Annotated in this window: 11 protein-coding genes; 4 read left to right on the top strand and 7 right to left on the bottom strand. The window is 59.1% G+C overall.

The genetic code is table 11. From position 1 onward, the window contains the following. Positions 1 to 117: 117 nt before the first annotated feature. Positions 118 to 1,401: a HAMP domain-containing sensor histidine kinase gene (locus BMS17_RS18030; protein WP_046026457.1), complete on the bottom strand. Its 1,284-nt coding sequence runs from the start codon at positions 1,399 to 1,401 to the stop codon at positions 118 to 120. Next, positions 1,391 to 2,074: a two-component system response regulator ColR gene (colR, locus tag BMS17_RS18025; protein ID WP_046026458.1), complete on the bottom strand. Its 684-nt coding sequence runs from the start codon at positions 2,072 to 2,074 to the stop codon at positions 1,391 to 1,393. Before colR ends, BMS17_RS18030 begins: the two co-directional genes overlap by 11 nt. A gap of 204 nt (positions 2,075 to 2,278) precedes the next feature. Here colR and BMS17_RS18020 point away from each other — a divergent pair, with 204 nt between their 5' ends. Both BMS17_RS18020 and BMS17_RS18015 read left to right on the top strand, forming a co-directional pair. Next, positions 2,279 to 4,228: an LTA synthase family protein gene (locus BMS17_RS18020; protein WP_046026459.1), complete on the top strand. Its 1,950-nt coding sequence runs from the start codon at positions 2,279 to 2,281 to the stop codon at positions 4,226 to 4,228. 54 nt (positions 4,229 to 4,282) lie between these two features. Beyond that, positions 4,283 to 5,026: a phosphatase PAP2 family protein gene (locus BMS17_RS18015; protein WP_046026463.1), complete on the top strand. Its 744-nt coding sequence runs from the start codon at positions 4,283 to 4,285 to the stop codon at positions 5,024 to 5,026. A 186-nt stretch (positions 5,027 to 5,212) separates the two neighbouring features. Here BMS17_RS18015 and groL read toward each other — a convergent pair whose 3' ends face one another. The 4 genes from groL to BMS17_RS17995 all read right to left on the bottom strand — a co-directional run bounded on the left by groL (position 5,213) and on the right by BMS17_RS17995 (position 8,725). Continuing rightward, entirely contained in the window at positions 5,213 to 6,856 is a 1,644-nt protein-coding gene (groL, locus tag BMS17_RS18010) for a chaperonin GroEL (RefSeq protein WP_046026465.1), read from the bottom strand. A 49-nt stretch (positions 6,857 to 6,905) separates the two neighbouring features. Beyond that, positions 6,906 to 7,199 carry a co-chaperone GroES gene (locus tag BMS17_RS18005; RefSeq protein WP_019827816.1) on the bottom strand — a complete coding sequence of 98 codons (294 nt, stop codon included), beginning with the start codon at positions 7,197 to 7,199 and terminating at the stop codon, positions 6,906 to 6,908. 248 nt (positions 7,200 to 7,447) lie between these two features. Continuing rightward, positions 7,448 to 7,927, bottom strand: a complete 480-nt coding sequence (locus BMS17_RS18000; protein WP_077431349.1) for an FxsA family protein — start codon at positions 7,925 to 7,927, stop codon at positions 7,448 to 7,450. A 66-nt stretch (positions 7,928 to 7,993) separates the two neighbouring features. Further along, complete coding sequence (locus BMS17_RS17995; protein ID WP_077431348.1) at positions 7,994 to 8,725, bottom strand: HugZ family protein; 732 nt, start codon at positions 8,723 to 8,725, stop codon at positions 7,994 to 7,996. Positions 8,726 to 8,890: 165 nt separating this feature from the next. On the opposite strand from BMS17_RS17995, the gene BMS17_RS17990 reads away from it, so the two are divergent. After that, complete coding sequence (locus tag BMS17_RS17990) at positions 8,891 to 9,649, top strand: SDR family oxidoreductase (RefSeq protein ID WP_046026469.1); 759 nt, start codon at positions 8,891 to 8,893, stop codon at positions 9,647 to 9,649. 135 nt (positions 9,650 to 9,784) lie between these two features. Here BMS17_RS17990 and apbC read toward each other — a convergent pair whose 3' ends face one another. Further along, positions 9,785 to 10,879: an iron-sulfur cluster carrier protein ApbC gene (gene apbC / locus BMS17_RS17985; protein WP_046026470.1), complete on the bottom strand. Its 1,095-nt coding sequence runs from the start codon at positions 10,877 to 10,879 to the stop codon at positions 9,785 to 9,787. Positions 10,880 to 11,209: 330 nt separating this feature from the next. Between apbC and metG the strand changes: the two genes are divergently transcribed. Further along, on the top strand, positions 11,210 to 13,261 hold the full coding sequence (gene metG / locus BMS17_RS17980) for a methionine--tRNA ligase (RefSeq protein ID WP_077431347.1): 2,052 nt from the start codon (positions 11,210 to 11,212) through the stop codon (positions 13,259 to 13,261). The last annotated feature ends 134 nt before the right edge of the window (positions 13,262 to 13,395 follow it).

The raw sequence follows: 13,395 nt of genomic DNA, 5'->3' as shown, positions 1-13,395 counted from the left end.
TTGTGTCGGTGACAGGTCATGCATTTGTGAAAATTTCGTTAAGCAAACCCCCGAACCATTTCAGGGTTTTACAGGATCGTAACAATAGCGCAGGGCCATCCCTTCGCAACAGGTCATTTAATCACCATCTGACGCCTGTAATTCGACCTGAAAACGACAGCCATTAGGCTCCATGGTTGTCAGGCTGACCGTCCAGCCCTGGTTCTCGCAGATCCGCTGCACCAGTGACAACCCAAGGCCCAGGCCCTCACCGCGTTTTTCAGAGCCGCGCACGAAAGGCTCGAACATCGCCTCGCGCTTTTCTTCGGGAATGCCGACACCACTGTCCTCAACCAGAAAACCCGTAGCCGTCAGGGTCAACCGGATGAAACCGCGCTCGGTGTAATGCAGAGCATTGCGCAACAGGTTGCCCATCACCGCATGCAAAAGGGTTGCGTTGTAACTGGCGGTTGGAGGGGAGCCTTGCTCGACAATCAGCGTCAGCCCTTTGGTCTCGATAGGTTCTCGCCACAGATTGAGCAGCCCGTCGGCTACCTGCTTGACGTTCTGCTGCGGCGACATGCTGGCATCTTCACGCTGCGCGCGCGCCAACATCAGGAAAGTCTGGACCAGTTCCCGCATCTCTTCACAGGCACGGGCGATGCGCTCGACCTGGGCTCGCCCGCGCTGATCAATACCAGGGTTTTCCAACAGCAGCTCACAGGAGCTGGCCAGCACCATCAATGGCGTGCGCAGTTCGTGGCTGACATCACTGGTAAACAACCGCTCGCGGGTCAATGCCTGACGCAAGCGCCCAAGGGTGGCGTCGAAGGCAACGGCCAGCTCGCCCACTTCGTCAGCGGCATAATCCGGTGCCAGTGGCGGTGCCAGACCCAACAATTGATCGCGGTGACGCACCTGGCGCGCCAGGCGAACCACCGGCGCCATGACTTTGCGCGCCAGGACCCAGCCGAGAAAGACCGCCAGCGCCAGGCTCAGCACGAAGCCCACCAGCACCACGGCAAACAGCACCCGCTCACGCTCTTCGAAATCGCTTTGGTCCTGCAACAGCACGTAACGCCGGCCGTCGACGATTTCGACCATGGCGTGATACGACAGCTGATCGCGAAAAACCTCGTGAAAGCCCGAATCCAGGTTGCGCAGATCCTTGGGCAGCTCGAAATCGCCTGCCCCGCCGCTGAAGTAGAACAGTTGGTCCGGCTCGGGGCGGTGGCTCCAGTCCGCGATGCTGTCCATCAGCAACAAGCGCTGCAAATCGCCGCCCAGGCCTGATGAAATCAGTTTTTCTTCCACCACGTGCACGGTCGCCACAATGCCCATGGCGAAGGCGCCGGCCACCAACACGCTCATCAGCGCAAAGGCGATGATGATCCGTTGAGCCAGGCTCTGTTTAAACTCCATCACGGCCCTCGGCCAAGCGATAACCCACACCGTGAACGGTTTGCAGCAATGGCTTGGCGAACGGTTTGTCGATCACTTGACGCAGTTGATGAACGTGGCTGCGCAGGCTGTCACTGTCCGGGCAGTCGTCGCCCCACAGGGCTTCTTCGAGAATTTCGCGGCGCAGCACGTGCGGGCTTTTCTGCATCAGCACGGCGAGCAACTTCAGCCCCACCGGATTGAGCTTCAGCAGTCGGCCTTCGCGGGTTACTTCCAGGGTATCGAGGTCGTAGGCCAGATCGGCGACCTGCAAGGTGCGACGACCGCCACCCTGGGTGCGGCGCATCACCGCTTCAATGCGCGCTGCCAGTTCAGACAGGGCAAACGGTTTGATCAGGTAATCATCGGCCCCAGACTTGAAGCCCTGCAGCCGGTCATCCAGTTGATCGCGAGCGGTGAGCATGATCACCGGCGTGTCACGGCGGGCGTCTTCACGCAGGCGTTTACACAGGGTGTAGCCGTCGATGCCGGGCAGCATGATGTCGAGCACGATCAAGTCGTAATGTTCGGTGGCCGCCAGGTGCAGGCCGGACAAACCGTCTTGTGCGCAATCCACGGTGTAGCCTTTGAGGCCCAGGTAATCAGCCAGATTGGCCAGGATGTCGCGGTTGTCTTCAACCAGTAGAATTCGCATGGGCACCTTCTCCGTACACAGTAACGGCCGTCTTGGCCCGCGCAGCTTAAGGCCAAGTGTGACTCAGGGCTAGGGTTACAGGTCGTAGAATCAATTCGCTCAACCAAACGGCTGAACTTACGAGTTTTTCACTATCGGTTCACAACCTGATTACAGTGATAGGCTGACACTGTCGCGCAATTGATAATAAGGAATACACCCACAATGGACTTCTTCAAGACCGCGCCAATGCGCTTTCTCCTGCTGGTGACCGGCGCCTGGCTGGCCATTTTCTTTCTGACCCGAACGGTGCTGCTACTCACTCACCTGGATGAGGCTGGCAGCGGCTTCCTCCCGGTTTTCGGCATCGGCTTGCTGTATGACCTGGGCTTCGTTGCCTATGCAGCACTGCCAATGGGCCTCTACTTGCTGTTGTGCCCGCCGGCCCTGTGGCGCCGGCGCGGTCATCGCTGGTTTCTTCAGGGCCTGCTGACGGTCAGTCTGTTCGCCATGTTGTTCACTGCGGTGGCCGAATGGCTGTTCTGGGATGAATTCGGCGTGCGCTTCAATTTCATCGCCGTCGACTACCTGGTGTATTCCGACGAAGTACTGAACAACCTGCTCGAGTCCTATCCGATCGGCAAGCTGCTGAGCCTGCTCGCGGTGTTGGCCGTTGTCTTGAGTTTCGTATTGCGCAAACCGTTCAATGCCGCGATGACTGCCCCCTTGCCGCCACTGCGCGGGCGGCTGCTCAATGCCTTGGGGCTGCTGATCGTTGCCGGTTTGAGCCTGCAATTGCTCAGCCAGGACGCGCCTCGCGCGCAGGGCGGTAACGCCTATCAAAACGAACTGGCCAGTAACGGCCCGTATCAGTTTTTCGCAGCGTTCCGTAACAACGAACTGGACTACCCACAGTTCTACAAGACGCTGCCAGCTGACGTGGTCGCCAAGCAGATCCGGGCCGAACTGAGCGAGCCGAACGCACGCTTTATCGGCAAGGACCCACAAGACATCCGCCGGGAAATCGATAACCCCGGCACCCCGCGCAAACCCAACATCGTGTTGGTGACCATCGAAAGCTTCAGCGCCAAGTACATGGGCAGCAACGGTGACCAGCGCAACCTGACACCCAACCTCGATGCCTTGCGCAAGCAGAGCCTGTATTTCAACAATTTCTACGCCACCGGCACCCGTACTGACCGTGGCCTGGAAGCCATCACGCTGGCCATCCCGCCAACGCCAGGTCGCTCGATCGTCAAGCGCGTGGGCCGTGAGAGCGGTTTTGCAAGCCTGGGCCAACAGCTCAATGCCGTGGGTTACGACAGCGTATTCGTTTACGGTGGACGCGGTTACTTCGACAACATGAACGCGTTCTTCAGCGGCAACGGTTACCGCGTGGTCGACCAGAGCAGCGTCGATGAAGCCGAGATTCACTTCAAGAACGCCTGGGGCATGGCCGACGAAGACCTTTATAACCAGACCCTGAAACTGGCTGACGCCGACTATGCGAAACAACAGCCGTTTCTGCTGCAACTGATGACCACGTCCAATCACCGTCCCTATACCTACCCGGACAATCGGATCGATATCAAATCCGGTAATGGTCGCGACGGCGCCGTGAAGTACACCGACTACGCCATTGGTCAGTTCCTTGAGCAGGCACGCAAAAAGCCATGGTTTGACAATACAATCTTCGTCTTCGTCGCTGACCACACGGCGGGTAGCGCCGGCAAGGAAGACTTGCCGATCGCCAACTATCAGATTCCACTGTTCATTTACGCACCCAAGTTGATTGAAGCCCGAGAGACGGCACAACTGGCCAGCCAGATTGACCTCGCGCCCACCTTGCTGGGCTTGCTGAACCTGGACTATGAATCGACGTTCTTTGGTCGCAACCTGTTGCAGGACAACCCGCTGCCGCCACGAGTGGTGGTTGGCAATTATCAACACCTGGGGTTGTTTGACGGCAAGGATCTGGCGATCCTTAGCCCCCGCCAAGGGTTGCGACGTCATGATGAAGCGCTGACAGAAAGTCGCGAATCCCGTGCCACCGCCGATGATCCGTTGATCACCCGTGCGATTACCTATTACCAAACCGCGAGTTATGGCTTCAAGCAACAGCTGCTTGGCTGGAAGGCGCCCAAGGAGGGCGCCGGTCAAGTCAGCGATCGTTAACCGAATAGCCCCGGGCTGATGCCCCGGGGCTTTTTCCCTTGTTCAGGATTCACCATGTCATCAACCGTTGTCCGTCCTGCCCCTCGCCCACTCAATTTCTGGGTGTGCCTGGGGGTTCCCGCCGTTGCGGCGATCATCCTGGTGTTGCTCGAACTGACATCGCTGGACATGGACCTTGCCAGGTTGTTCTTCGATCCAGTGGCGGGAGACTTCATCGGGCGCCACAGTTACTTCCTGGAAGACATCCTGCATGACCGCGCCAAGCAAGTGGTCATTGCCTTTTCCGTGTTTGCGATCATCGGCTATATCGCCTCTTTTTTCGTGGCCAGGCTCAAACCGTTCAAGCGGGAACTGGGCTGCCTGGTACTGTCTCTGGGTCTGGCAACCTCGTTTGTCACGCCCATGAAAGCGGTGACGGCGGTGCAATGCCCATGGAGCCTTGAGCAATTTGGCGGCCACGAAACCTATAGCGAATTGCTGAGCCCTCGCCCGCACACGGATAAGCCCGGCCGCTGCTGGCCTGGTGGTCATGCCGCCACCGGTTTTACTCTGTTTGCGCTGTTCTTCGTGCTGCGTGATCGCCGTCCGCGCATGGCTCGCGCGGCGTTTGTCTTCGCCTTATCCCTGGGCACGGTGTTCTCGATTGGCCGGATGATGCAGGGTGCGCACTTCTTCTCACACAACGTGTGGACCGCGATTTTCTGCTGGCTGATTTGCCTGGGATCGTACTACTACGTTCTTTACCGGCCGGCTTTGAGGGTTGAGTCGGTGGCCAAAGCAAAAGCAGTTAGCGCCTGAACTGACGCCATCGCGGGCAAGCCCAGTTCCTACAGGGGACTGCATTAACTCGTGGGACCGGTGGTGCGACGATTCGGCTTGCCCGCGATGGCAGCGACCAGGTCTCCTGACTTACCCGAATCAGGGCAATAAAAAACCCCGCCTGCTTTCGCAGGCGGGGTTTTTTAGTACAGGGGTGAGGCTGGCTTACATCATGCCGCCCATGCCGCCCATACCGCCCATGTCTGGCATGCCGCCGCCAGCTGGGCCGTCTTCCTTGATCTCGGCGATCATGGCTTCGGTGGTGATCATCAGGCTGGCAATCGACGAAGCCGCTTGCAGAGCCGAACGAGTCACTTTAGCCGGGTCCAGGATACCCATTTCGATCATGTCGCCGTATTCGCCGGTGGCAGCGTTGTAACCGAAGTTACCCGAACCCTGCTTGACCTTGTCGACCACTACGCTTGGCTCGTCGCCGGAGTTGGCAACGATCTGACGCAGTGGCGCTTCTACAGCGCGACGCAGCAACTGGATGCCAACGTTCTGGTCATCGTTGTCGCCTTTGAGTTCGGAGATAGCCTGCAGAGCGCGAACCAGTGCCACGCCGCCGCCAGGTACCACGCCTTCTTCAACGGCTGCACGGGTAGCGTGCAGGGCGTCTTCAACGCGGGCTTTCTTCTCTTTCATTTCAACTTCGGAACCCGCGCCAACCTTGATCACTGCAACGCCGCCGGACAGCTTGGCCAGACGCTCTTGCAGTTTTTCACGGTCGTAGTCGGACGAAGTGTCGGCCACTTGCTGACGGATCTGCAGAACGCGAGCCTGGATGTCAGCCTCAACGCCGGCACCGTCGATCACGGTGGTGTTTTCTTTGGACAGGATCACGCGCTTGGCATTACCCAGGTGTTCCAGGGTAGTGCTTTCCAGGCTCAGACCGATCTCTTCGGAGATGACGGTACCGCCAGTCAGAACAGCGATGTCCTGCAGCATGGCCTTGCGACGGTCGCCGAAGCCTGGAGCCTTGACGGCTGCGACTTTAACGATGCCACGCATGTTGTTCACAACCAGAGTCGCCAGGGCTTCGCCTTCAACGTCTTCGGCCACGATCAGCAGTGGACGGCCGGCTTTGGCAACGGCTTCCAGTACTGGCAGCATTTCGCGGATGTTCGAGATTTTCTTGTCGACCAGCAGGATCAGCGGACCGTCCAGCTCGGCAGTCATGGTCTCTGGCTTGTTGACGAAGTACGGGGACAGGTAGCCACGGTCGAACTGCATGCCTTCAACAACCGACAGTTCGTTTTCCAGGCCCGAGCCTTCTTCAACGGTGATCACGCCTTCTTTACCGACTTTTTCCATGGCTTCGGCAATGATGTCGCCGATGGAGCTGTCGGAGTTGGCCGAGATGGTGCCGACCTGAGCGATGGCCTTGGTGTCAGCGCATGGCTTGGACAGGGCTTTGAGCTCTTTGACAATAGCGATGGTCGCTTTGTCGATGCCGCGTTTCAGGTCCATCGGGTTCATGCCGGCAGCGACGGCTTTCAGGCCTTCGTTGACGATCGATTGAGCCAGAACGGTAGCGGTGGTGGTGCCGTCGCCTGCGTCATCGTTGGCACGGGAGGCAACGTCTTTGACCAGTTGCGCACCCATGTTTTCGAAGCGATCTTTCAGCTCGATTTCTTTGGCAACGGACACGCCGTCCTTGGTGATGGTCGGAGCGCCGAAGCTCTTCTCGATGATCACGTTACGGCCTTTAGGGCCCAGGGTCGCTTTTACTGCGTCAGCCAGGACGTTGACACCGGCGAGCATTTTCTTGCGGGCGGAATCGCCGAATTTAACTTCTTTAGCAGCCATGATCGATATTCCTTAAATACTTTGTAGTAGCGGGAAAATGAGCGGGGAATCAGCCTTCGATAACAGCGAGAATCTCGTTCTCAGCCATTACCAGCAGGTCTTCGCCGTCAACTTTCACGGTGTTGCTGCCGGAGTACGGGCCGAACACAACCTTGTCACCCACTTTAACGGCCAGTGCACGCACTTCACCGTTGTCCAGCACGCGGCCGGTGCCGACAGCGAGGATTTCGCCGCTGTTGGCTTTCTCAGCAGCCGAACCTGGCAGGACGATACCGCCAGCGGTTTTCTTTTCTTCTTCGCTGCGACGGATGACGACGCGGTCATGCAGAGGACGAAGCTTCATTGTCGATCTCTCCTAATTGTGGTTTTCATCGGCCGGTGTATTCCCGGCGGGTTTAACAAATCCGGCGGTGCCGGGTGCGGCTCGACAAGCGAGACGCGGAAGTCTGTCTGGCGTGATCGCCAGAAACCTTGCGGTGACCGTTACATAAGGGCGCATAAGCTTATTACAAGGGCGGGCCAGCAAAAAATTTCACAACGCTGCCCCGCAAACGAACACGGCACCCGAAGGTGCCGTGCAGATGACGCGGTTTACTTGGTGTCACGGTGGTGTTCGAACTCGCCTTCGATCACGTTGGGCTCTCGCCCCAGTGGTTCGCGCGGCGCAGGGCCGCCCCGAGGCTGCAGGTCGTCGGCAAATGCACGCTGACGAATCGCCTGTTCTTCGGCGCGCTGGCGCATTTTATTGGCCAGCAAGCGACGAGAGATCGGCATCAGCAAGATCAAGCCCAGCACATCAGAGACGAAGCCCGGCAGGATCAACAGACCGCCCGCCAGGGCCAGCATCAAGCCTTCGAGCATGGTCTGGGCCGGCAACTCGCCGCGATTCAGGCTTTCACGGGCACGCAGTGCAGTGGCCAGACCGGCGATACGCAGCACAAAAACGCCGAGCATCGAGCCGAGAATGATCAGTAGCAGGGCCGGGAAAAACCCGATAGCCCCGCTGACTTTGACGAATACGAACAGCTCCAACACCGGGAACAGTACAAAGAGCAATAAAAAAGGGCGCATCAAATGGTTCCTCAACGCAAGAATGCCTTGCCAGTAAGCCTTAGATGACGTCGCCCTTTCGTGAATTCAAGCGTCGGCGACTTCTTTTTTGGGCCAATGTTCGGCGTGAGCCAGGAAAACCAAGGCTTCCCGGACTTGTGTCGGCGTATTACAAGGTGCTTGAAACGGCAACCAGTACAGCGCCTGACCGATGCGCAAATGCATGCCTTCGGTGTCGATGCCAGCCAGTTGCGCCGGTTCGGTTTTCGGCAGGCCGGCCAGTTCGACGTAGTGCGCGATGGCTTTGGCGTGATCGGCATTCATGTGCTCGACCATGCTCACTTCGGCTTTGCCGGCAAACGGGTTGGCCAGGGTCAGGTGATCGACCCAATGAATCGCGCCGAAGCCGCCGATGTAGCGGTGACGCACGGGTTTGAGCACCCAGAAATCGAAATCGTGAGCCTTGTGATAGCTCTGCGATTCCGGGAAATAGCGGTAGTAACGCTCGGCAGCCGCTTCAATGGCCGCCTCGTCTTCTAGCTTTTCTGCTTCGGCGAGGTACGTCAGCCGACCAACGGCTTGCACGTCATCGGCCTCACGCTCGCCCACGAACAATGAGCATTTCGGATCTTTTTGCAGGTTATGAGTGTGCTGAGCGATGCGACTGATAAGGATCAGCGGCCGGCCCTGGTCATCCAGACAGTAGGGAACCACTGAGCCAAACGGGTAACCCGGCATGGACTTGGAATGGGTCGACAGCACCCCACGGTATTCCTTGAGAAGCAATTCTCGGGCATTCTTGGCCGCTTCAACGCTCAATTTATGACTCCTTATATAGAATCCGTCATAAAAACGGACAGGCACCTGGGGATAAGTATCCAGCACGCCATCGGGGCAGTTCTCATGTGCAGCCAGGCCACGCCAGGTGCAGATCGAGAGGCCCTCTTCAAGGAAACCACTCTGACCTGCTATTGGGGCATGCGAATGCAACTCACTGACAAAGTAATCATTATCACTGGCGGTTGCCAGGGTTTAGGTCGTTCCATGGCCGAGTATTTCGCCGCCAAAGGCGCGAAACTGGCGCTGGTGGACCTGAACCAGGAAAAGCTCGACGACACCGTCGCGGCGTGCAAGGCCAAGGGTGCCGAAGCGCGCAGCTACCTGTGCAACGTCGCCAACGAAGAGCAAGTGAGCGACATGGTCGCCCGGGTTGCTGAAGATTTCGGCGCGATCCATGGCCTGATCAACAACGCGGGCATCTTGCGTGACGGCCTGCTGCTGAAGGTCAAGGACGGCGAAATGACCAAGATGAGCCTGGCCCAATGGCAGGCGGTCATCGACGTCAACCTGACCGGCGTGTTCCTGTGCACCCGCGAAGTCGCGGCCAAAATGGTCGAGCTGAAAAACAGCGGCGCGATCATCAATATCTCGTCGATTTCCCGCGCTGGCAACGTCGGCCAGACCAACTACTCCGCCGCCAAGGCTGGCGTGGCAGCGGCCACCGTGACTTGGGCCAAGGAACTGGCGCGCTACGGCATCCGCGTGGCAGGCATTGCACCGGGTTTTATCGAGACCGAGATGACGTTGGGCATGAAGCCCGAAGCACTGGAGAAAATGACGGCCGGTATTCCGCTCAAGCGCATGGGCAAACCGGAAGAGATCGCCCATTCGGCGGCGTACATTTTCGAGAATGACTACTACACCGGCCGGATCCTGGAGATGGATGGCGGGTTGCGTATCTAACGCCCCCCCAAAACCCTGTAGCAGCTGCCGAGGTACGAGGCTGCGTTGCGTGTCCGCAGGACCGCCCTCGGGGGCCGCTGCGCAGCCCAACGCAGCCTCGTGCCTCGGCAGCTGCTACAACATCTATTCAGCGAATCAATCGTCGCTGACGCTGATGTTCGGCATCGCCGGCGATACCGCTTCCTGCAACACGATCCGCGCACCGACATGGCGGGCCAGTTCCTGATACACCATGGCAATCTGGCTGTCCGGCTCGGCGATCACCGTCGGTTTGCCGCCATCGGCCTGCTCGCGGATAACCATCGACAGCGGCAACGAGGCCAGCAGTTCAACGCCATACTGATTGGCCAGCTTCACACCACCGCCTTCACCGAACAAATGCTCGGCATGCCCGCAGTTGGAGCAGATGTGCACGGCCATGTTTTCGACCACGCCCAGCACCGGGATGTTGACCTTGCGGAACATCTCCACGCCCTTGCGCGCGTCCAGCAACGCCAGATCTTGCGGGGTCGTGACGATTACTGCACCGGCCACCGGGACTTTCTGTGCCAGGGTCAACTGAATGTCACCTGTGCCTGGCGGCATGTCGATGACCAGGTAATCCAGGTCGCCCCACGCAGTCTGGGTCACCAGTTGCAGCAGCGCACCGGACACCATCGGCCCACGCCAGACCATCGGAGTGTTGTCGTCGGTCAGGAACGCCATCGACATCACTTCAACGCCATGGGACTCGATCGGCACGAACCACTTCTGATCCTTGACCTTTGGTCGGGTGCCTTCAGCGATGCCGAACATGATGCCCTGGCTTGGACCGTAGATGTCCGCGTCGAGAATCCCCACTTTGGCGCCTTCACGGGCCAGCGCCAGCGCCAGGTTCGCAGCGGTGGTGGATTTGCCCACGCCACCCTTGCCAGACGCCACGGCCACCACGTTTTTCACGTTCGCCAGCCCCGGGATCTGCGCCTGAGCCTTGTGTGCGGCAATCACGCTGGTGATGTCGACGCGAGCAGTCGTCACGCCGTCCAGGCCTTCGATGGCCATTTGCAGCATCTGTGACCAGCCGCTCTTGAACAGGCCGGCGGCGTAACCCAACTCCAACTGGACGCTGACGCGATCGCCCTGGATGTCGATGTTGCGCACACACCCGGCGCTGACCGGGTCCTGGTTCAGGTAAGGGTCGGTGTATTGGCGAAGGACGGCTTCCACCGCTGCGCGATTGACGGCGCTCATGGGCAACTCCGATAGCAAGACAGGAAAATCAGGCAGGTATCCTACCTGTTCTGTTGGCCGGACGGCATGCTTTCAGGACGTGACAATTATCCTGTGGCCAGATGCAACCTGTAGCAGCTGGCGAAGCCTGCGTTCGACTGCGAAGCAGTCGTGTATCCCGGCAACCCGGATGACCTGAAACACCGCGGTGTCCGGTTTTACGACGGCTTCGCCGCCGGACGCAGCCTTCGGCAGCTGCTACAAAGGTCCGCGGTGCCGGTCGCGGGGGTGAAAAATATGTGCCGGCGCTTTATAGTGGCCGACCTCCGTTTCATCAAGTAGCCGAGCCCCATGTCCGAGCCACGCAAGATCCTCGTCACCAGCGCCCTGCCCTATGCCAATGGTTCGATCCATCTTGGCCACATGCTGGAATACATCCAGACCGATATGTGGGTGCGTTTCCAGAAGCACCGCGGCAATCAATGCATTTACGTCTGCGCCGACGACGCCCACGGTTCGGCCATCATGCTGCGCGCGGAAAAGGAAGGCATCACCCCGGAACAACTGATCGCCAACGTCCAGGCTGAACACAGCGCCGACTTTGCCGAGTTCCTGGTGGACTTCGACAACTTCCACTCCACTCACGCAGAAGAAAACCGTGAGCTGTCGAGCCAGATCTACCTGAAGCTGCGCGACGCCGGGCACATTGCCCAGCGCTCGATCACTCAGTACTTCGACCCGGAAAAGAAAATGTTCCTGGCCGACCGCTTCATCAAGGGCACTTGCCCGAAATGCGGCACCGAAGACCAGTACGGCGACAACTGCGAAAAATGCGGTGCGACCTACGCGCCGACTGATCTGAAGGATCCGAAGTCGGCCATCTCTGGCGCCACGCCGGTGCTCAAGGATTCCCAACACTTCTTCTTCAAGCTGCCGGACTTCCAGGAGATGCTGCAAACCTGGACCCGCAGCGGCACGCTGCAAGACGCCGTCGCCAACAAGATCGCCGAATGGCTGGATGCCGGCCTGCAACAGTGGGACATCTCCCGCGATGCGCCGTACTTCGGCTTCGAGATCCCCGGCGAGCCAGGCAAGTACTTCTACGTGTGGCTAGACGCGCCGATCGGCTATATGGCCAGCTTCAAGAACCTGTGCAGCCGCACGCCGGATCTGGACTTCGACGCGTTCTGGGGCAAGGACTCCACCGCCGAGCTGTACCATTTCATCGGCAAGGACATCGTCAACTTCCACGCCCTGTTCTGGCCAGCCATGCTCGAAGGCGCCGGTTTCCGTAAACCGACCGGCATCAACGTCCACGGCTACCTGACCGTCAACGGTCAGAAAATGTCCAAATCGCGCGGCACCTTCATCAAGGCCCGGACTTACCTGGATCACCTGTCGCCGGAATACCTGCGTTATTACTACGCGGCCAAGTTGAGCCGTGGCGTCGACGATCTGGACCTGAACCTTGAGGACTTCGTGCAGAAGGTCAACTCAGACCTGGTCGGCAAAGTCGTCAACATTGCCAGCCGTTGCGCCGGGTTCATCCACAAGGGCAACGCCGGTGTACTGGTGGCCGGCAATGCCGCGCCAGAGCTGACTGACGCATTCCTGGCGGCGGCGCCGAGCATTGCCGAGGCTTACGAGGCTCGCGACTTCGCCCGCGCCATGCGTGAAATCATGGGCCTGGCCGACCGTGCCAACGCCTGGATCGCTGACAAGGCCCCGTGGTCGCTGAACAAACAGGAAGGCAAGCAGGACGAAGTCCAGGCTATCTGCGCGCTGGGCGTCAACCTGTTCCGCCAGTTGGTGATCTTCCTCAAGCCGGTCCTGCCGTTGCTGGCCGCCGATGCCGAGGCGTTCCTGAACGTCGCGCCACTGACCTGGAACGATCACGCAACCTTGCTCAGCAACCATCAGCTGAACGAGTTCAAGCCGTTGATGACCCGCATCGACCCGGTGAAAGTGCAAGCCATGTCCGACGCCTCGAAAGAAGACCTGACCGCCAGCCAGACCGACACTGGCGAGGCAGCACCTGCCGGCAACGGCGAGCTGGCCAAGGATCCGCTGTCGCCGCAGATCGAGTTCGACGCCTTTGCTGCCGTCGATCTGCGCGTCGCACTGATCCTCAAGGCCGAACACGTGGAAGGCGCGGACAAGCTGTTGCGCCTGACCCTGGACATCGGTGACGAGCAACGCAACGTGTTCTCCGGGATCAAGAGCGCTTATCCGGACCCGTCCAAGCTCAATGGTCGCCTGACCATGATGATCGCCAACCTCAAGCCACGGAAAATGAAGTTCGGCATTTCCGAAGGCATGGTGATGGCGGCCGGCCCTGGCGGTGAAGAAATCTACCTGCTCAGCCCTGATAGCGGCGCCAAGCCGGGTCAGCGCATCAAGTAAACGTGTTGCGGTAAACCGATCCCACAGTCGTGCCTGACGCGACTGTGGGATTTTCATATCTGGCCCCCCCTCCGTCCTTGCCGGATAATGCCTAAGCTTTTTAGACCGCTGAGTTAAAAAGCCCCCGTTCTTGC

Source organism: Pseudomonas sp. C9 (assembly GCF_002000165.1).
Taxonomy (GTDB): Bacteria; Pseudomonadota; Gammaproteobacteria; order Pseudomonadales; family Pseudomonadaceae; genus Aquipseudomonas.
Note: the sequence above shows the minus strand (reverse complement) of the source record. Positions and strands in the feature narration are given on the sequence as shown.

Excerpts from the sequence above, each read along its gene's own strand:
- BMS17_RS18030 (WP_046026457.1), bottom strand. The coding sequence starts at position 1,401 with ATGGAGTTTAAACAGAGCCTGGCTCAACGGATCATCATCGCCTTTGCG.
- colR (WP_046026458.1), bottom strand. The coding sequence starts at position 2,074 with ATGCGAATTCTACTGGTTGAAGACAACCGCGACATCCTGGCCAATCTG.
- BMS17_RS18020 (WP_046026459.1), top strand. The coding sequence starts at position 2,279 with ATGGACTTCTTCAAGACCGCGCCAATGCGCTTTCTCCTGCTGGTGACC.
- BMS17_RS18015 (WP_046026463.1), top strand. The coding sequence starts at position 4,283 with ATGTCATCAACCGTTGTCCGTCCTGCCCCTCGCCCACTCAATTTCTGG.
- groL (WP_046026465.1), bottom strand. The coding sequence starts at position 6,856 with ATGGCTGCTAAAGAAGTTAAATTCGGCGATTCCGCCCGCAAGAAAATG.
- BMS17_RS18005 (WP_019827816.1), bottom strand. The coding sequence starts at position 7,199 with ATGAAGCTTCGTCCTCTGCATGACCGCGTCGTCATCCGTCGCAGCGAA.
- BMS17_RS18000 (WP_077431349.1), bottom strand. The coding sequence starts at position 7,927 with ATGCGCCCTTTTTTATTGCTCTTTGTACTGTTCCCGGTGTTGGAGCTG.
- BMS17_RS17990 (WP_046026469.1), top strand. The coding sequence starts at position 8,891 with ATGCAACTCACTGACAAAGTAATCATTATCACTGGCGGTTGCCAGGGT.
- apbC (WP_046026470.1), bottom strand. The coding sequence starts at position 10,879 with ATGAGCGCCGTCAATCGCGCAGCGGTGGAAGCCGTCCTTCGCCAATAC.
- metG (WP_077431347.1), top strand. The coding sequence starts at position 11,210 with ATGTCCGAGCCACGCAAGATCCTCGTCACCAGCGCCCTGCCCTATGCC.